Origin of the sequence: Azospirillum ramasamyi, from assembly GCF_003233655.1 — a bacterium.
Classification (GTDB): domain Bacteria; phylum Pseudomonadota; class Alphaproteobacteria; order Azospirillales; family Azospirillaceae; genus Azospirillum; species Azospirillum ramasamyi.
Map to the genome: position 1 here is coordinate 2,070,787 of NZ_CP029829.1, position 17,136 is coordinate 2,087,922.

18 protein-coding genes are annotated in these 17,136 nt (G+C 68.9%); 3 read left to right on the forward strand and 15 right to left on the reverse strand.

The window, feature by feature from the left end:
* The first annotated feature begins 268 nt into the window (after nt 1–268).
* A complete protein-coding gene (locus DM194_RS09660; RefSeq protein ID WP_111067123.1) occupies nt 269–487 on the forward strand; it encodes a hypothetical protein in 219 nt (72 codons plus the stop codon).
* Nucleotides 488–534: 47 nt separating this feature from the next.
* Here the strand turns inward: DM194_RS09660 and DM194_RS09665 are convergent, their stop codons facing one another.
* The 10 genes from DM194_RS09665 to DM194_RS09710 all read right to left on the reverse strand — a co-directional run bounded on the left by DM194_RS09665 (nt 535) and on the right by DM194_RS09710 (nt 9,992).
* Nucleotides 535–855: a hypothetical protein gene (locus DM194_RS09665; protein ID WP_111067124.1), complete on the reverse strand. Its 321-nt coding sequence runs from the start codon at nt 853–855 to the stop codon at nt 535–537.
* A 34-nt stretch (nt 856–889) separates the two neighbouring features.
* The gene (gene terL / locus DM194_RS09670; protein ID WP_111067125.1) at nt 890–2,410 is read right to left on the reverse strand and encodes a phage terminase large subunit; all 1,521 of its coding nucleotides are present in this window, start codon (nt 2,408–2,410) and stop codon (nt 890–892) included.
* Entirely contained in the window at nt 2,407–4,437 is a 2,031-nt protein-coding gene (locus DM194_RS09675; protein ID WP_111067126.1) for a glycosyl hydrolase family 28-related protein, read from the reverse strand. The genes terL and DM194_RS09675 overlap by 4 nt, the downstream gene beginning before the upstream one ends.
* 55 nt (nt 4,438–4,492) lie before the next feature.
* The gene (locus DM194_RS09680; protein WP_111067127.1) at nt 4,493–5,278 is read right to left on the reverse strand and encodes a hypothetical protein; all 786 of its coding nucleotides are present in this window, start codon (nt 5,276–5,278) and stop codon (nt 4,493–4,495) included.
* Between the two features lie 20 nt (nt 5,279–5,298).
* The gene (locus DM194_RS09685) at nt 5,299–7,197 is read right to left on the reverse strand and encodes a phage tail protein (RefSeq protein ID WP_211110586.1); all 1,899 of its coding nucleotides are present in this window, start codon (nt 7,195–7,197) and stop codon (nt 5,299–5,301) included.
* Nucleotides 7,198–7,222: 25 nt separating this feature from the next.
* Nucleotides 7,223–7,792, reverse strand: coding sequence for a phage connector family protein (locus tag DM194_RS09690; protein ID WP_111067129.1), 570 nt, complete (start codon nt 7,790–7,792; stop codon nt 7,223–7,225).
* 77 nt (nt 7,793–7,869) lie between these two features.
* Nucleotides 7,870–8,142 (reverse strand): hypothetical protein, encoded by a 273-nt coding sequence (locus tag DM194_RS09695; RefSeq protein ID WP_111067130.1) that lies wholly within the window; start codon nt 8,140–8,142, stop codon nt 7,870–7,872.
* A gap of 74 nt (nt 8,143–8,216) precedes the next feature.
* Nucleotides 8,217–9,035 carry a phage capsid protein gene (locus DM194_RS09700; protein ID WP_111067131.1) on the reverse strand — a complete coding sequence of 273 codons (819 nt, stop codon included), beginning with the start codon at nt 9,033–9,035 and terminating at the stop codon, nt 8,217–8,219.
* A gap of 313 nt (nt 9,036–9,348) precedes the next feature.
* Entirely contained in the window at nt 9,349–9,573 is a 225-nt protein-coding gene (locus DM194_RS09705; protein WP_111067132.1) for a hypothetical protein, read from the reverse strand.
* Nucleotides 9,570–9,992, reverse strand: coding sequence for a Fur family transcriptional regulator (locus DM194_RS09710; protein WP_111067133.1), 423 nt, complete (start codon nt 9,990–9,992; stop codon nt 9,570–9,572). Before DM194_RS09710 ends, DM194_RS09705 begins: the two co-directional genes overlap by 4 nt.
* Before the next feature lie 142 nt (nt 9,993–10,134).
* On the opposite strand from DM194_RS09710, the gene DM194_RS09715 reads away from it, so the two are divergent.
* Nucleotides 10,135–10,689, forward strand: a complete 555-nt coding sequence (locus tag DM194_RS09715; RefSeq protein WP_111067134.1) for a superoxide dismutase family protein — start codon at nt 10,135–10,137, stop codon at nt 10,687–10,689.
* A 297-nt stretch (nt 10,690–10,986) separates the two neighbouring features.
* Nucleotides 10,987–12,522 carry a DEAD/DEAH box helicase gene (locus tag DM194_RS09720; RefSeq protein ID WP_111067135.1) on the forward strand — a complete coding sequence of 512 codons (1,536 nt, stop codon included), beginning with the start codon at nt 10,987–10,989 and terminating at the stop codon, nt 12,520–12,522.
* Between the two features lie 89 nt (nt 12,523–12,611).
* Here DM194_RS09720 and gstA read toward each other — a convergent pair whose 3' ends face one another.
* The 5 genes from gstA to DM194_RS09745 form a co-directional block, all read right to left on the reverse strand.
* Nucleotides 12,612–13,226, reverse strand: coding sequence for a glutathione transferase GstA (gene gstA, locus DM194_RS09725; protein WP_111067136.1), 615 nt, complete (start codon nt 13,224–13,226; stop codon nt 12,612–12,614).
* A 97-nt stretch (nt 13,227–13,323) separates the two neighbouring features.
* Complete coding sequence (locus DM194_RS28945; RefSeq protein WP_162629990.1) at nt 13,324–14,775, reverse strand: methyl-accepting chemotaxis protein; 1,452 nt, start codon at nt 14,773–14,775, stop codon at nt 13,324–13,326.
* A gap of 14 nt (nt 14,776–14,789) precedes the next feature.
* Complete coding sequence (locus tag DM194_RS09735) at nt 14,790–15,104, reverse strand: hypothetical protein (protein ID WP_111067138.1); 315 nt, start codon at nt 15,102–15,104, stop codon at nt 14,790–14,792.
* Between the two features lie 507 nt (nt 15,105–15,611).
* Complete coding sequence (locus DM194_RS09740; RefSeq protein WP_111067888.1) at nt 15,612–16,436, reverse strand: acyl-ACP desaturase; 825 nt, start codon at nt 16,434–16,436, stop codon at nt 15,612–15,614.
* 257 nt (nt 16,437–16,693) lie between these two features.
* Nucleotides 16,694–17,110 carry a F0F1 ATP synthase subunit epsilon gene (locus DM194_RS09745; RefSeq protein WP_111067139.1) on the reverse strand — a complete coding sequence of 139 codons (417 nt, stop codon included), beginning with the start codon at nt 17,108–17,110 and terminating at the stop codon, nt 16,694–16,696.
* Between the last annotated feature and the right edge of the window lie 26 nt (nt 17,111–17,136).

Sequence of the window (17,136 nt, forward strand, 5' to 3'; positions counted from 1 at the left end):
TCCCATGCGGCCGGGTCCGGCAGGGCCGTCGGCCGCAACGCAGGATCGACTCCCCGAATGCAACTCCGCACGCGCCGAGCGTTGCATTTTGCAAAGCGCACTCCAAACCATTCGGCATTTTGCGGGTATTTTTGAGGTTTCGCCGCCCCCATTCCTGCCGAAACGGCGTGACATCCGGTTCAACCCCCGCAATTCCAAGGGCCGCAGCCGCCTTCGCGGAGTGGCACCGCTTTTGCTGTGACGGAAGCAAGTCAACGGAGGACCCGTCATGAACGCCATTTCCATGAGCCTGTTGAAGAATCCCCAGTGCTGCGACACGGAGCTGGCCGCGTCGATCACCGCCATGGGCACGCTGTGCGAGCCGGGTCAGACCGCGGTCCCGCTGAAGCCGAGCGCCACCATGCTGGCGGCGGGCGCGCGGGCCGGCGGCGTGTCGGTCGAAGTGGCATGGAAGATCTACCAGGCGATGATCCACCACGCCGACTGAGCCACGGCGACTGAGCCGCCCCGACCCTCGCCGCCGGCGCCCTTGCGTCAACGTCGTCCGCCCTCGAAAGGCATGAAGCCCGAATCGAGCTTGGTCTCGATCCGCAGCAGATGGTCGGTCAGGCGCTGCTCCACGTCCTTGAGCGTCGCGAAGGAAACGTAGGTCTTGGCGACCTCCAGCTTGTATGCGGCCAGATTCTCGCGCACCTGCGCCTGAGCCTCGTCCGCCCGGGCGCGCAGTTCGTCCAGCGCGCTGTCGGCATCCTTGCGCACCCGCGCGATCAGCCAGAACAGCCCGCCCAAGGCCGGCAATTCGACCGCGGTGATCCACCAGGCGAGATCCAGGCCCGTGGTCAGGGTGTCGTGCATCGGTGTCTCCTGTCGTTGAGATGGGGGAAGCCGCTCAAAGCTCCCAATCGGACGGCGCCACCACCGCGCCGGCCCCCCGCCAGTCGGGGCGGCGTTCGGGACGGGCGCCGGGGTCATCGAAGCGGAATGGTTCGGCGCCGAGACAGCCGGCCACCGCGTCCAGCCCGTCGTCCGGCCCGCGGTAGCGGCCGTCCGGTCGCCAGTCGCGCATTTCCCGGATCAGCGGCGTGTCCCACACCGACCGGTGGGCCAGCAGGCGGCGGTCGGCCATCAGGGCGTTGAAGGCCTCGGTGATGCGCTGGGCCTTGGGCTTGCGGCTGGTCTGCTCGACCACGCCGGCGGCCAGCCGGTCATGGCGCAGCCGCTCGCGCAGCAGACCGGGCAGGAAGCGGCCCAAGCCGTTGATTTCGATATGGATCGACGACAGGTGGTTGTCGGCCAGAAGGCGGGAGACCTGCCCGCATTGCTGGTCGGCCTCCGTTTCCTCCAAACGCGGGTCGACCGTCAGATACAGCACCCGGTGCAGGTAGAACCGGTTGTCGGTACCGCCGAAGACCACGGCCACCACGCTGCCGTCGCCGCCTTTCGTCTTGCCGTCCACGTCCAGCCGGGCAAAGGCCGGATCCCACCAGCAGGAGGCGGAGACCAGCCGCACCCCGTCCAGCGTCAGAACCGCGCGGCCCAGCGCCTCGCGATACACCAGTTCCGCGTCGTAGCGGCCGAGCTTGGCGACGTCCAGCATGCCGTCCGCGACGCTGACCGGGCGCAGCAGCATCTGGCTGGTGAACTTGTTGGGGCCGGTGGATTTGCGGATACGGGCGACATGGGCCTCGCCGAAGCGCTCCTTCCAGGTGTAGGTGCGGCGGCCCTCGGCGTCCTCGGTATAGACCGGCAGGACCAGCCGCTCGAATCCCTCCAGGAAAGGCGGGCAGCCGTCGTCGGTCTCCTCGGCATAGAGACTGTCCTGCGCATGGGGTGTCCCGACATAGAGCTGCGCCCCGCCCGGCACCAGCACATACTCCAACTCCGACAGGCGCTCGCGAAGGACGGCACGCTTGACCGCGGTGTCGGCGTTGCGCGGCACCTCCACGTCGTCGCAGATCACCACGTCGGCGCGGCTGCCGGTGATGTTGCCGCCGATGCCGGCCGCCGCCATCGACGGGTCGCGCAGTTCCATCGGACGCACGACCGTGAATTGGTCGGCCGCCCACTGGTCGCGCATCGACGACGGCGGCTTCAGGTGGCTGCAATCGGGATGGCGTTCCAGGATGCGCTTGACGTTGCGCACCATCTTCGTCGCCAGCCGCATGTCGGCGGCGAGCACCAGCAGCCGGCGGTTGGGATCGCGCAGCAACAGCCATGCCGCGAACAGCCCGACCAGGGTCGATTTGCCCGACCCCCGGAAGGCCATCAGCAGCATGCGCCGGTTCTGCCCGGCCATGCACGCCTCCAGCCAGCCCGCCATCCGCGCATGATGGGCGGGGGTCTTCAGCTCCACCATGTCGTTCCAGCCCCGAACGAAGGCGCGAAAGCTGTCGTCCTTCCCCGCCCTCATGGATTCCGCCCCAGGATGTGCCAGCCGGCGCCGTTCGACATCACCGTCACCGCATGGCCCTGAGCGGCCAGCGCGATGGCCTCGCTGTCCGGTCCGCCGCCGCCGGCCTGGGTGACGGTGACGCGGTTGCCGCCGGTGTCGGACTTCTTGATGGTGACCGTCCGCCCCATTGCATGCGGGGCCGAGGGCGCAGGCAGCCGCACCTCCACCGCCCCGCTCCAGGCGCTGACCAGATAGAGCTGCTGGTTCAGGTCCGGCTCGAACAGGCCGGGGGCGGCGTGATAATGGGCGTTGCCCGGCGGATTGTTGCCGGCGACGATCCACCAGCCCGCCCCGTTCGACACCAGCGTCACGAAGTCGTAGCGGTTGCCGAGCGACAGCACCCGCCCGTCCGGCCCCGGCCCGCCGGTCTCCGTCACGGTCAGCGGGTTGGCCGAGGCATCGGTGCGCTTGATCGTCACCGCATGGCCGTTGACGGTCTCGGCCTTGGGTAGACGCAACTCCACCGCCCCGCCATAGGCGCTTGCCAGACAGACGGAGCTGGTCAGATCCAAAGCCACCACCCCGCCCCTGGCCGGCTCGATGTAATCGGTATCGTAACGCAGCGCCTCCACCACCAGTTCGGTGATGCGGCTGCGCTGAAACCGGTTCTTCTCCGGATAGCCGGCATTGACCGCGGTGTATTGCCCGCCCGACCGGTCGAGGATCGCCGGCCCGGCGGCGGCGGAGAACAGGTTGACGACCGCCGTCTCCACCGATCCCGCATCCAATTGCAGGTTCGGCAGGGCGCCCAGCGCCTCGGCATAGAAATTCACGATCAGCGTCTTGTCGGTGACGGGCCCGACGCGGAAGCAGGCCTCCGCCTCCGGCCAAAGATTGGCCTCGCAGTCGAAGAAGGCGTTGTTGTAGCGCCCCTGCTCCACGAAGAAGCCGCAGCCGCTCATCGGCGCCGACAGCGAATAGACCCGCACGGCGTGGAAGCGGTTGGCGTTGGGCGTATCGCCGGCCCCCGTCCGCGTCAGCCACACCCCGTGGCGCGACGGCCGCGCCACCAGCACGCGGGCGATGTTGTTCCAATAGCAGGGCAGGTTCGGGTCGATGTAGCCGTCGAACAACAGCCCCACCTCCGGTTCCCACAGGGTCAGGTCGATCAGGCTGTTCTGCACGCAGGGCCCGTCACGCCCGAACAGCCGCACCCCCGCCCTGCCCTGCTCCAGCCGCAGGCCCGACAGGGTGGCGTAGCCGTCCGGCAAATGGACGAGGTCGAAGCCGTTGGACACCCCGCGGATCACCGACGCCTGTCCCGCCCCATACAGGGCCTGCCCATAGCCGAGCGTCAGCGTGTTGGCGATGCGGTAGGTTCCCGGCGGCACGAACACCGCGCGGGCGGAGGTCAGCGCCGTCTGGAGAGCCAGCGTGTCGTCGACCAGCCCGTCTCCCACCGCGCCGAAATCCTTGACCGAAACGAGGTCGGCCAGCTTGTCGCGCACCGGCCGCGCGGTGGCCCCGGGGCCCGGCGGCACATAGGTCGCCAGCGCCTCCTCGTCCACCGGCGGCCGGACGGTGGGGTTGCCGGCGCTGTCGAAGGCCAGCAGCTTGCCTTGGCGCAGGCCCCGCTCGGGCAGCAGGGGGGAGGCCGGCAGGTCGCTGTCGGCATAGCGCAGCATCAGTTCCTGGTCGCCCGCCACCTGCTGGAGCGCAGCGGTCAGCCGGTCCAGTTCGCCGTTGAGGGCGGCAGCCGGCAGCGGCCCGCTCTCGCCGAAATCGCTGCGCCGTTCGATGGGCAGGCGGCGGCGCAGCAGCACCACCGTTCCCTCCGCCGGCGCGGCGGCGAAGGTCACCGCCCCGCCCGCCGTGGCGCCGGCCCCGCCGACCGCATAGCCGGTGCTCTGAAGCGCGGCACCCAGGAAGACCTGGAGATCCTCGTCGACGAAGATCGGAAACGGGTAGATGAAGACCCGCTGCATGCCGTCGGCGAGATACTGCACGCGCGGGGTTCCGCGCGGGATGAGAAGCGACGTGGACATCGGGGGGCTCCAAAAGAAAAGCGCCCTCTCCCGCACCGGGAGAGGGCGCCATCCCTCAAAAGAACTTGCTCATGTATTCCAGCCGCTGCCGGTCGGCGAGTTGCGACAACTCCAGCAGATTGCGGCGCTTGGCCTCGTCCAGGCTCTGCTGGATGGCTGCACGTTTCAGCTGGTCGGTCGCCTGCGCGTCCTTCCGTTCGGTGTCGCTGGAGTTGGTCAGCCCCAGCAGGATCGCCTCGCCCGACCCGTCCTGCGCGATGACGCCGCGCGCGCCCAGCCCGGCGCGGGTCTTGCTGACCGCCTGACGCAGCGCGGCCAGGCGGCGCTGCTCGGCCGCATCGGCCGCGGCGGTCAGCTGGGCAAGCTGGGTCTGGGCGTCGGTTTCCTTGGCGCGGACGGCCTGCTCCTGGCTTGCGCGCAGTTGCGCCAGCGTCTGCTCCTGGGCGGAGCGGAAATCGTCCATTTCCCTTGCCCGCGCCGCCGCCGCAGCAGCGGCGGCAGCCTCGTCCCTCCGGCGCTGAAGCTCCTGCTCCTGTTGACGCAACTCGGCGTCATGCGCCCACTGGCGGGCCTGCGCCTCGGCCTCAAGCTGGGCCTGCTGCAGGCGGGCGGCGGCGGCGGCCTGGGCGTTGCGTTCGGCCGCCGCCGCCTCCTCGCGGTATTTCTGTTCCAGCGCCGCCTGGGCCGCGGCGGCTTGCGCGGCGTCCTGCTGTCGCTTGTACTCAAGCTCGGCAGCGGCCTGCTGGGCGGCGGCCTGTTGCGCGGCGGCACCGGACTGGCCGGCGTTGGCGCTGCGCACGGTTCCGACGACCGAGTTCGCCAGCGGCAGCGCGGTGGTCACGAGAGGAGCAATTCCACCCATCAGTCGTTCACCTTCAATTCCATGGTCACGGACAGCAGCGTGAAAGGCAGCGGCGCGTCCTGTTCGATGCGCCACAGCGGGACATTGGGGTCGCGGCGCCAGCCGAGCGCCCGCAGCCGGCGGTCCCCCGACACGCGCGGCGGCACCCCGCCGGCCGGTTGCGGCCCAAGCCGGTGAAGCGGAAGTTCCTGCAACCCGCGCCCCAGATCGACGCGCAGCGCCGCCGTCTCCTCCAGACGGAAGGTGACGGCGATCAGCCGGACGATGTCGGCCCCGGTCGCTTGCCCCAGCAGGTTGGGCGGCAGCGGCTCGATCCGGTGGGTGTAGGGCAGCCCGATCTCGACCTTGCGCGCCGGCGGGTCGAGCGTGACGCTGCCGGCCTGGACCGTGGCCGGGTTGCGCACCACCCCGTCGGCGACGACGGCGACCGTCCGTCCCTCCAGATGCGCCAGCCCGCCCCAGACCGCGGTTGCGTCCGCCCGCTCGGCGGCGATCGCCGCGTCGAGGTTCAGCCCATCGTCGAAGCGCTCGACGGTCCACACGCCGCGCCGCTCCACCAGCGTGTAGACCTCGTCCCCAACCGCGGCGACGGAGCGCACCGCCCCGTCGGTCTCCAGCAGGGTCCAGGCGGTGACGTCCTCCGCCCGGTAGGCGGTGAGCGCCCCCAGCGAACCGTCCTCCATCGCCACGAACAGCAGCCGGCGGTTCTGGTCGTAATCCTGGTCACGCGGGCTCGCCACCAGATGACGGGCCAGCAGGGCGAGATCGTTCGCCAGATAGGCCGCCTCGGTATCGGTATAGAGGAACTCGCGGATTTCGCGCCGGTTGCGCGGCACGAACAGCGTCGCCCCCTCCACGTCGCGCGGCGGGATGGCGCGGTCCATCGGCGAGCCGATGCGCGTCTGCCGCTTGACCTGCATGCTCTGCGGGGTCAGCGGATCGCCGGTCACCATGTATTCGGCGCCCGAGGTGAAGACCTGCAGATGCCGGCCGGAGAAGACGGCCCGCACCGCGTTCACCTGATCGGACAGGATGCCGAACTCGATGGCCTGGTCGTCCAGCCCCTCGCCCAGGTCGAAGTTCCAGATCTGGGCGGAGCGCGACAGCCACAGCCGGTTGGGCAGGTCGCGCGATCCGCCGATCACCAGCCGGTCCTGATGGAAGGCCGCAGACACCGGCCAGCCGCGAAGGGCGGAGAAGGCCTGCTCCTCCCAGCTCGGGGTCGGCTGGGTGTCGGCCAGCGCCTCCTTCACAGTGGCGTTGACCTGGGTGGCCGAAACCACGCCGGTCACCTGCAGTTGCCTGCCCTTGATGCGGATGCGGGTGCCGTCGTGGCGCGGGTCGAACACCGGGGCCGACGCGGTGACGCTGATCGCCCCGCTCGTCCCCGACGGCGTCAGCGTCACCGCCGGATCGCCGAACCGGTAGAAGGGCGTACGCAGCAACTCCCCCTCCACCGCGAAGGCCCATTCCGACAGCGTCCACCCCCCGTCGTCGCCGCGCGTCAGCTTGCGCGGCGGCAGGTCGGGATGGCAGACCAGCAGCGTGTCGGCGCTCTGCGTCCAGGTGATCTGCGCCAGTTGCGTCAACGTCCAGGGCGCGGCGACCGAGGCCAGCCTGCTCCCGCCCTGGAAAACGTCGATCCAGCCGTCGGTGAAGACCAGCAGATAGGTCTGTTCGCTGTTGCGCTCGAACGCCACCAGCCGGCCGTCGCCGCGGGCCAGCGCGGTGAAGGCCAGCCCCGACCGCCGCGTCACCCCGCCGGTCGGGTCGATGAACAGGTTGCGCAGGGCCAGGGCGCCGTTGTCATAGGCTTTGAGGTCGCCGCGCCCCAGCAGGCGGCGCGACACCTCGCCGGCGGTGAAGTTGGTCTTGACCTGATGCAGCCGTCCCATCATGTCCTCCCATCATGCCCGCGCCCCCTCATGCTCTCGCATCGATCAGGGTGAAGTCCTCGAAGCCGGGCTGGCTGTCCTGCTGCGCGTCGATCTGGCGGGCGCGGCGGAACTCGCTCTCGGCCAGCTGGGCCAGCAGTTCCGCCCGCGTCGAGCTTTCGGTCAGCGGCAGGCAGAATTCGGCGGCGAGCCGCGCGATCTGCGCCTGGTCGAAGAAGGCGGGAAACTCCTCCTCCGCCGGGCGGCCGATGTAGGACAGGGTGACGGCGCCGGCATCGCAGAGCAGCGTCCGGCCATGGATGCGGTAGGACAGGCCGCGCGCCCGCCCGCCGCCGCCCGCCGCCAGCGCCCGCAGGAAATCCGCCGGCAACTGGAAGGCGCAGGCGTAATCGGCGACCGGCGGTTCGGCCAGCCGCGGCAGCGCCGCCTGCACGCTGGCGAAGCTCCAGGCGTTGGCCGACAGCAGCGCATCGCGCGTCGGTCCATACAGGGCGGCGGCCACCTCCGCCTCGGCGGAGCCGTCTTCGAAGGAGGCGATGGCGGTGGCGCCGAGCTTGATCAGCGCGCGGCCGCACAGGCCGATGGCGGTCAGGGCCATGGACGGTCTCCCTTTCCAGGGTTTCGGAAAGGCGCCGCCCTCCATGGTCGGCGTGCGGCGCCTCTCGCCTCGACGGATCAGTCGCTGTTGGCGGCGCCGAACGGCGTCAGGTTGGCGACGTCGACCGCTCCGCTGCCGCTGGCCGCGACCACCAGCACGCCGGTCGCCGGCGTGGCGGCGCCGACCGCGCAGTTCGCCAGCAGCATGTCGCCCACCCGCAGCAGGTCGGCCGCCCCGTTGAAATAGCCGGCGGTGTCGACATCGGTCGCCGCATCGGGCGTGGTGTAGTGCCAGAGCGTGAAGCCGTTCGCATAGGCGAGCACGCTCAAATCCTTGGACGCATAGGCCATGGATCGAAGTCTCCGGAATCTGTGTGGAGGGGAAATGCCCTCTCCCGCCACGGGAGAGGGAAACTCACACCCGCTCAGTTCTCCACGCAGCGCAGGGTCACCACGCCGGTGGTGTCGATCAGCGCGGCGCCCTGGCTCATCATGTTGTTGACGAAATGCGCCGCGCGGTCGCCGTGCCAGGTGATGTCGGTCTTCACGTCGGCGCCCGCGGCGTGGCCGACCGCCGTCTTGTGGTACCAGTGGCAGAGCCGGACATTGCCGCTCAACGTCAGGCCGGAATGCGGCAGCCACAGCGTACCGAGCCACCGCTTGGCCTGGGTGCCGCGCCAGGGCAGTTCGTCGGCACCGACATAGTCCGAACTCGCGAACTCCTCGATGCCCAGCAGCTGGCTCCACTGCTTCCAGCCGACGACGGCGTAGCGCTGGCCGTCGTCGGGCACGTCGGCCTCGCCCATCATCTCGAAGGCGGTCAGGATCTTGGCCTTGGTCAGCCCGTCGGCGGCGCTGCCGGCGTAATTGACGGACTTGTTCAGCTCGGCGATCAGCAGCTCGTCGGTCTTGCGGCCCAACGCATAGGCGCCGGCATTGGCGATGATCTGCCGCTCGTCGATGTTGGTCTTCAGCTCGTCCAGCCGGTCGACCCAGTCGCCGGCATAGAAATCATACAGCGCGCATTCGACCGGCGTGTGGTCCAGGTTCATCACCGGAACGGCGCCGTGGCGCGACTTGGTGGAGGCGGCGCCCTTGCCGACCTTCTGGAAGACGGTGGAGGCGCCCTGCACGTTGTTCTTGCTGCGCACCGTGTTGCGCAGCTTGGAGCCCATGCGCTGATAGGCCTCGTGGACCTCGCGTTCGAACTGCTTGACGAACGCCTGGGCGATGGTGGTCGACATGGGGATGATTTCCTTTCGCGTTCCTGCGGATCCCGCGACGGCGTGGCGGGAGGAGTCGTTCCGCCACCCGGTTGTCGGAGATGCGCGCGAGGCGCAGCGCCGGCCGCGGGCGAAACGCGAAAACAAAAAGGGCCGGCCGGACTTTCGAGTGTCCGGCCGGCCCTTTTCGGACCGAAGCGAGGGGAGAGCTCTGGTGCTGTCGGGCGACAGGTCCGAGGGGCGGACCCGTCGCCTTGACGAGCTCGGTTTTAGGATTTTATGCGGAGAAGATCAAGGACTATTTTCATATTTTCCGCCGCAGCGGCCATTCCCCTCAGTGCCGAACCGACCCGGCCACCCAATGGCTGACGATGGTCTCCGCCTGGGCCGGTGGGATATCAGGATGGTGGTAGCGGTAGACGGTGACCGCCGCCTCCAGCGCGTAGCGTTCCGGCTGGCCGCAGCGGCACAGGCCGGAATAGCAGCGCTGCACCGCATCGCGGCAGGCGATGGCGTCGAGGATCGGCTGCTCCGCCTCGGAAAAACGGGGATCGGTCATGAACGCTCCTCCTCATCCAAAGGCACGCCGTAGATTTCCAGCCGGTGGCCGACGATCTTGTAGCCGAGTTCGCGGGCGATGCGTTCCTTCATCGCCTCCAGCTCCGGGCTGGCGAACTCGATGATCCGCCCGGTGCGGGTGTCGATCAGGTGGTGATGGTGGTCGGCCGACGCCTCCTCGTAGCGCGCACGGCCGTCACCCAGGTCGACACGCTCGATCACCTGCGCGTCCTCCAGCAGCCGCATGGTGCGGTACACCGTGGCGATGGAGATGCGCGGGTCGATCTGCACGGCCCGGCGGTGCACCTCCTCCACATCGGGGTGGTCGTCGGCATCCGACAACACCTGGGAGATGACGCGGCGCTGCCCGGTCATCTTCAGCCCCTTCTCCATACACAACGTTTCCAGACGCGACGTCATCACCCCAACCCTGGTCTTTGCTTCCCGAGACCCCCATCATACTGAAAACCGTTCGCAAGCCCAGAACGGTTTCGCAGCGACCGAAGGTCGCTGAACCCGCCGGCGCCACCCGTGGCCCGGCCAAAATGGAGGACTGACCCGCATGACCCGTGCCCACCCGCCCCGGATCGGGACGACGAAGGCCCTGCTGATCGCCGGCCTGTCGCTGTTCGCCGCCCCGGCCCTGGCCCAGCAGGCGGCCCCGGCTCCCGCTCCCGCCGCCCAGGCCGCCGTCGCCGATGCCCAGGGCAAGCCGCTGGGGACCGTCACCTTCACCCGCTTCCCGCACGGCATCCTGGTCCACGGCCAGCTCGAAGGGCTGCCGCCGGGCTGGCACGCCATCCACATCCATGAAAACGGCGCCTGCACGCCCGACTTCAAGGCGGCCGGCGGCCATTTCGGCGCCCAGGGCTCCAAGCACGGCCTGGAATCCGAGCACATGCACTATGGCGAGCTTCCCAACATCTGGGCCAACGAGGCCGGCAAGGCCGGGTTCGAGGCGATCACCCACACGGTCACCCTGACCGACGGGCCGGACGGCCTGTTCAAGCAGGGCGGCACCTCCATCGTCGTCCATGCCGAGCCCGACGACTATCTCAGCCAACCCGCCGGCAACTCGGGCGACCGCATCGCCTGCGGCGTGATCAAGAAGCCGTAAGCCCCTCCTGCACACCCGCGGGGCGCGATCATTTGCCGCGGCGTCGCGGCGTCGATTCGCGCCCCTTTCCCGCGCGTCCCGACCGGCGCACCCCTGCCGCGCACCGAGTTTGCTTGCCAAATCAAGCCACCGGGCCTATCTGTCCGGGGTCGGACGGCGCCCGTCGCCGCGCAGGACTTGCGCGCGCCCGGATCGCCCGCCGCCCGACGGCTCCGCGCCAACCCGCCGCGGAGCGCGCAAGCCCGGCCGCTCCCTCCTGGCGCGGCCCCCATTCTGGTGACCAGGACCATCGCTTCCATGACCGAATTTTCCGGCCTCGGCCTGATCGAGCCTCTTCTGCGCGCCGTCGCGGAGGAGGGATACTCCACGGCCACGCCGATCCAGGCCGGCGCGATCCCGCTCCTGCTGGCCGGCCGCGACGTTCTGGGCCTCGCCCAGACCGGCACCGGCAAGACCGCGGCCTTCACGCTGCCCATCCTGCAGCGGCTGTTCCAGAACAAGAAGCGCGTGGCCGCCAAGTCGCCGCGCGTGCTGATCCTGACCCCGACGCGGGAACTGGCGCTGCAGATCGGCGACAGCTTCACCACCTACGGCCGCCATCTGCCGATCCGCCGCACCGTCATCCACGGCGGCGTCGGCCAGAGCCCGCAGGTTGCCGCCATCGCCCGCGGGACCGAGGTGCTGATCGCCACCCCCGGCCGCCTGCTCGACCTGATGGCGCAGAACCATGTCCGCCTCGACCAGATCGAGGTGTTCGTGCTGGACGAAGCCGACCGCATGCTCGACATGGGCTTCATCCGCGACGTGCGGAAGGTGGTCGCGGTGCTGCCGAAGGAACGGCAGACGCTGCTGTTCTCGGCCACCATGCCGGACGCCGTGGTCGACTTGGCCAACAGCATCCTGACCGATGCCGAACGGATCGAGGTGACGCCGCAATCCACCACGGTGGAGCGCATCAACCAGCGGGTCCTGTTCGTGGAGCGCAGCGACAAGCGCCGCCTGCTGGCCGATCTGCTCGAAGATTCGGCGATGGCCCGCACCATCGTCTTCGCCCGCACCAAGCACGGCGCCGACCGCATCGCCGACCACCTGAAGAAGGCGGGCATCGCCGCCGACGCCATCCATGGCGACAAGTCGCAGTCGGCCCGCGTCCGCGCGCTGGAAAGCTTCCGCAGCGGCGAGTTGCGGGCGCTGGTGGCGACCGATATCGCGGCCCGCGGCATCGACATCGACGGCATCAGCCACGTCATCAACTTCGACCTGCCGAACGAGCCGGAAAGCTACGTCCACCGCATCGGCCGGACCGCCCGCGCCGGCACCGACGGCAGCGCGGTGTCCTTCTGCGACCATGAAGAGGTCGGCTATCTGAAGGATATCGAAAAGACGATCCGCCAGCCGATCCCGGCCGACGCCACCCACCCCTACCATGCGGTGGAGGTGGCCCAGATCCACGCCTCCAGCAAGCCGCCGCCCCGCCCCAAGGCGCCGGGCAGCAACCGCAACCAGAACAACCGCAACCAGCAGCAGGCCCGCTCTGGAAACGCCGGCTCCAATGCCGCGCCGAAGCCGGCGGCGCCCAAGGCCGCGCAGCCGAAGCCTGCCGCCAAGGCCCCGCAGAAGACCCCGCAGAAGGCTGGCAAGCCGGCCGGCGCGCCGCGGCCGGACGCCGCCCGCAATGACCAGAACCGGCATGACCGCCGCCCGGCCCCGCATGCCGTTTCGCACGGCAACGCCCATGGCAACAGCAACCATGGGGGCGGCAAGCAGGCCCCGCGCGCGGCCGGCACCCCCGGCGGCAACACCCCGCTGCGCCGCAAGCCCAACGCCGCCTGATCCGGGCAGCGCCCGCAAGGAAAAGGCCCCGTCTCTCGCCGAGACGGGGCCTTTTCCTTTGGCGAACTTTCCTATGGCAAACGCAGTTGTCAGCCCTGGGCTTCCGCGGCATGCGCCGCCTGCACCGCCGGACGCGCGCCGACACGTTCGCTGAAGGCGACCAGAGCAGGGAAGGCCGACAGGTCGAAGCCGATGCGCGGCATCCAACTCAGCACCGTGTAGGCATAAGCGTCGGCAACGGTGAAGACGTCTCCCGTCAGATAGGCCTTGCCCTCCAATTCCTGGTTCAGCACCGACAGCTTGCCGTTCAACACCTTGGCGGCGAATTCGCGGTGGGTGTCGGACACCACGTCCTTCAGCATCGGGAACAGCGGCACGACGCCCTTGTGCAACTCCGCCCCGATGAAGTTCAGCAGTTCCTGGACGCGGTAGCGCTCCATCGTGCCGGCCGGCGGGATCAGGCCGCTGCCCGGCGCCTTGTCGGCGATGTACTGCACGATCACGGCGCCCTCGGTCAGGATGCCGCCCTCGTCGAGCGCCAGGGTCGGAACCTGCCCCTTCGGATTCACCGCACGGAAATCGCTGCCGTCGGGCATGGTCTTGGCGACCAGATCGACCTTCACCAACTCGAAGGGCAGCCCGGCCTCGCGCAGGACGATGTGCGGCGACAGCGAACAGGCACCCGGCTTGTAATAGAGCTTCATGTCTCCGTAACCCCATTTCGGTGTCGGTGGTTGGAACGGAAGGGGTAGCGCAGTCCGCCGGCCGCCGCCAGTTCCCGCCCGCCCCGTCCCCATCGCTTCACGCCGCCCGGATCGAGCTGGCGAGCGAGGCCACATCGCTCCGCAGCTGGGCGGCACTCCGTCGCACCACGTCCAGCCGCCGCTCCATCGCCTCCGCCGCGGAACCGGAGCCGTCGGCGACCGCGCGCACCCCCTCCACCGTCGACGCCAGATCGCGGGCCTCCTCCGCCGTAGCCTGGATCCGGCCGATGATCGACTGGGCGGCATATCCCTGCTGCTCGATCGCATCGGCGATTCCCACGGTCACCTCGTTCATGCTGCCGATGGTGTCGACGATCTCGCCGATGGCCTGCGCGGTGCGCCGGGACGAAGCCTGGATGTCCGCCACCTGCCGGGCGATGTCGTCGGTCGCCCGCGCGGTCTGGCTGGCCAGTTGCTTGACCTCGCCGGCGACGACGGCAAAGCCCTTGCCCGCCTCGCCGGCCCGCGCCGCCTCGATGGTCGCGTTCAGCGCCAGAAGGTTGGTCTGGCTGGCGATGTCGCCGATCAGGCGGGTGATGTCCTCGATCTGGGCGGCGGTGCCTTCCAACAGGGAGACGATCTCCCGTGTCGCCGACGCCTGCCGGCTGGCGGTGGAGACGATTCCGGTGGCGCGGTCGAGTTGCCCGCGGATGATGCCGGTCGATCCGGCGAGCTGATCCGCCGCCGCCGTCATGTCATGCGTCCGCTCCACCGCGCCGCCGATGGAGCGCAAGGCCTCACCCAACTGCACGCGCGTGCTGCCGATGGTGGAAGCGACGGCGTGAGAGTCGCCGCTCAGCGCATCGGACTCCGTCAGGATCTGGTCGGCGGAGGCGCCGATCACCGCCTGCAGCCTGCCGGCCACCTCGGCCAGGGTGCGACGGCGCTCCTCGCCCGCGCGTTCCTCCGTCGCCCGCTGTTCGGCGGCCAGCAACTCGGCCTGGCGGCGGGCCTCCTCGGCGGTGGCGAGCGTCGCCTCCAGGCTGTTCAGCAGGCCCTGCCCCTTCCAGGCGACCGCCACCAGAACCGTCACCTCCACCAGCACCGCCGCCGCATGGAAGAGTACCCGCAGGAGGTTCCCGCCTTCCGGCAGCAGGGCATAGGGCAGGAGGAAGTTCAGGATCAGGTGATGCGCCGCAACGGTCAGCGTCGCCATCACCAGAGCGCCGACGTCGATGAAGGCGATCAGCGCCGCCAGATTGGCGAAGAACAGGAAATGCAGATCGACCTGCCAGGGCTGGCCCTCCCCCGCCGCGACGACCAGGGCGCTCTGGAGCATCAGCGCCACCGCCGAAAGACTGCGCCGCGTGGCGCCGTTGGCCGAGAACCGCCCCAGCGTCGCGCCGGCCGTGACCAACAGGGCCAGTGCCGGAATGACCCAACCCCGGTCCATCGACCAGGACAACAGGGCCAGGATCGGCACATAGCTCCACAGATAGGCGAGAAGCGCCCGCTCGCTGGCGAAGCGAAGGCGGTCGAGATTGTTCATGGGGTGGCTCCGGGTCAGGACGGCAGTCGGCGCGGGTCCGCGCATCCGGCGAGAAGCGGATCGAGCAGCAACCAGGCGCCATGCCGGTAAAGGGAAGCGGCGAAGTCGGGGTGGGCCGACCGCGCGACGACGATGTTCGCGAAGGGACCGGCACGCAGCGGGGTTCCGCCGGCCGCCGCCACACGCGCCATCGCCTCGGCCAGCGTGGTGCCGGGAGCGAACACCGCGGCGACCGGCTCGGCCGGATCACCCGGGCCGGATGCGGCAACCGGCAGGGCGGCGGCACCGGCCACCAGCAGAAGGACGGCGGGGAGATAGGAACGGATCATCGGCGGAAGGCACCCATGCGCAGACGAACGGACATGCTCACAGCGACAGCCGCGCTGAGCTTGCACATCTTGACCAAGACTCTCTCAAAGGTTCGTCTTGCACCAAGACAGACCACCAAGGCGGAGAGCGCCTATGGAGGAACAGAAACTCAGTCATCGTGGTCAACCTGCAGCGATGAACACATCCACCGAGGGAAGTATAGCAACAATGAACCCGGGAGATTTGATTTTCATCAACGCCGCTTTTGGTGTTCTCCCCAATGGCGGCGGACGGCCTCTTGCTTTAATTACGCAGAGGCGAAATAAAGAAATCGACTCTTAGAAAGAAAAAAACCGCCGGACCCCCGCCCTACGCCTGGATGCGCAGCCAATGCTGCGGAGGCGGGCAGGAGCACCGGCGGCTCTGACGCGTTCAAACGGCCTTTAAAGCGAATTTTCATTCGCTTCAGGTTCACATGACCTCTTTCGCCGGTCGGGCTTCGGCCGCATGAGCGGCCGGGGCCGCGATCAGGCAGCCTGGGTCGCCAGCTTCCTGGCGCGGCGGTCGATCAGCCACCAGGCGCCGGTGGACGCCATCTGGCACAGGCGGGTGTGAGGCTTCAGGCCGCAAGCCTTGAACACCATGGCGACGGCACGGTCGACATGCTTGCGGCGATAGCGGCCATAGGCACGGCGCATGTAGGCGGCGTTGTAGACCTTGTGCTCATACGCGGCATCCGCCGGAGCGTTGGCGGCGTAATAGGCGTAGGCCAACTCGTCGTCCTCGGACTCGCCGATGCGTGACAGCGCCACCTTCAGGCGCTGAACCTTGTTCAGCCCCTCGCGGTCCAGATACTTCTTGGCGTAGGTGTAGAAGATCTTGTAGTGGCGGAGTTCGTCGGCGGCGATGTTGCGGCAGATCTCCTTCAACACCGGCTCGTCGGTCGAATCACCGATGGCCGCGTAGTAGGAACTGGTTCCGGTTTCCACCATGCAGCGGGCGATCATCTCGCCGGTGCGCGACCCGCGGACCGAGGCGTCCAGATCGATCGGCACGCGGTAGCCGGCGCGGAAGCGCTCGACCGCCGCCCGGAAATCGAAGGTCGGGTCGACCAGCTCGGCCCAGCGGCCCAGCGCCTCGCCATGCTGGACCTCCTCGACCGCCCAGCCGCGGGCGACCTCCTGAAACTCCGGATCGTCATTGAAGACGTTGCAGAGATAGGCCGTGTAGTCGTCGGCGTTGAACTCGACCAGAGCCGCCGCCTTGATCAGGGGGACCAGATCGGGATCGACACGGCCTGCGTCGAAACGGTCCCAGGGAAGCTCATCGATCCGCCAATGCGCACGCGCCATGATCCGCTCTGCCGCCTCGTCTTGGGCCGCCTTGCCGGCGGCCGTGGCCAATATCGGGAAAGATCCGCTGCGTTGCCCCCGCCGATGCCGTCGGGGTGCGCCGGGGTTTGCGGTTCAGGCCCTCGAATGTAATTCGTCTTTTCGCCGATGCAACCAAGTCGCAACGAAAACGGGCGGCCTGGAAGCCCAAGCCGCCCGCTCGACCGAAGAGATGTATGCCGTCTGCCCAGGGAAACCCGAGCCGGCGGGCCTTCCGCTCAGTGAGCGGCGGACTGGCTCAGCGCGTCCAGCTTGGCGCGCGCAACGGCCAGCTTGGACTCGGCGACGGCACGCTCGGCGTCCGACTTGCTGTCGTCCAGATCCTCGGACAGGTCCTTGATCTGCTTCTCGACCGTGGCGCGGTCCAGGTCGGTGAGCGCCACCGCTTCCTCGGCCAGCACGGTGCAGCGGGCCTCGGTGACCTCGGCGAAGCCGCCGGCGACGAAGACGCGGTCGACCACGCGGTCGCCCTCATACACGTCGATGACACCCGGACGCACGGTCGAGATCATCGGCGAATGGCCGGCGAGCACGCCGAAATCGCCTTCCGAACCCGGCACCACGACCATGTCCACGGGCTGCGACTTCAGCAGCTTTTCCGGCGAGACCAGCTCGAATTCGACTTTATCGGCCATGGGTTTCCTGGTGCCTCTTCATAGGA

What these genes read in the sequence shown, in the direction of transcription:
- DM194_RS09660 (WP_111067123.1), top strand. Translation starts at nt 269, where the DNA reads ATGAACGCCATTTCCATGAGCCTGTTGAAGAATCCCCAGTGCTGCGAC.
- DM194_RS09665 (WP_111067124.1), bottom strand. Translation starts at nt 855, where the DNA reads ATGCACGACACCCTGACCACGGGCCTGGATCTCGCCTGGTGGATCACC.
- terL (WP_111067125.1), bottom strand. Translation starts at nt 2,410, where the DNA reads ATGAGGGCGGGGAAGGACGACAGCTTTCGCGCCTTCGTTCGGGGCTGG.
- DM194_RS09675 (WP_111067126.1), bottom strand. Translation starts at nt 4,437, where the DNA reads ATGTCCACGTCGCTTCTCATCCCGCGCGGAACCCCGCGCGTGCAGTAT.
- DM194_RS09685 (WP_211110586.1), bottom strand. Translation starts at nt 7,197, where the DNA reads ATGATGGGACGGCTGCATCAGGTCAAGACCAACTTCACCGCCGGCGAG.
- DM194_RS09690 (WP_111067129.1), bottom strand. Translation starts at nt 7,792, where the DNA reads ATGGCCCTGACCGCCATCGGCCTGTGCGGCCGCGCGCTGATCAAGCTC.
- DM194_RS09695 (WP_111067130.1), bottom strand. Translation starts at nt 8,142, where the DNA reads ATGGCCTATGCGTCCAAGGATTTGAGCGTGCTCGCCTATGCGAACGGC.
- DM194_RS09700 (WP_111067131.1), bottom strand. Translation starts at nt 9,035, where the DNA reads ATGTCGACCACCATCGCCCAGGCGTTCGTCAAGCAGTTCGAACGCGAG.
- DM194_RS09705 (WP_111067132.1), bottom strand. Translation starts at nt 9,573, where the DNA reads ATGACCGATCCCCGTTTTTCCGAGGCGGAGCAGCCGATCCTCGACGCC.
- DM194_RS09710 (WP_111067133.1), bottom strand. Translation starts at nt 9,992, where the DNA reads ATGACGTCGCGTCTGGAAACGTTGTGTATGGAGAAGGGGCTGAAGATG.
- DM194_RS09715 (WP_111067134.1), top strand. Translation starts at nt 10,135, where the DNA reads ATGACCCGTGCCCACCCGCCCCGGATCGGGACGACGAAGGCCCTGCTG.
- DM194_RS09720 (WP_111067135.1), top strand. Translation starts at nt 10,987, where the DNA reads ATGACCGAATTTTCCGGCCTCGGCCTGATCGAGCCTCTTCTGCGCGCC.
- gstA (WP_111067136.1), bottom strand. Translation starts at nt 13,226, where the DNA reads ATGAAGCTCTATTACAAGCCGGGTGCCTGTTCGCTGTCGCCGCACATC.
- DM194_RS28945 (WP_162629990.1), bottom strand. Translation starts at nt 14,775, where the DNA reads ATGAACAATCTCGACCGCCTTCGCTTCGCCAGCGAGCGGGCGCTTCTC.
- DM194_RS09735 (WP_111067138.1), bottom strand. Translation starts at nt 15,104, where the DNA reads ATGATCCGTTCCTATCTCCCCGCCGTCCTTCTGCTGGTGGCCGGTGCC.
- DM194_RS09740 (WP_111067888.1), bottom strand. Translation starts at nt 16,436, where the DNA reads ATGGCGCGTGCGCATTGGCGGATCGATGAGCTTCCCTGGGACCGTTTC.
- DM194_RS09745 (WP_111067139.1), bottom strand. Translation starts at nt 17,110, where the DNA reads ATGGCCGATAAAGTCGAATTCGAGCTGGTCTCGCCGGAAAAGCTGCTG.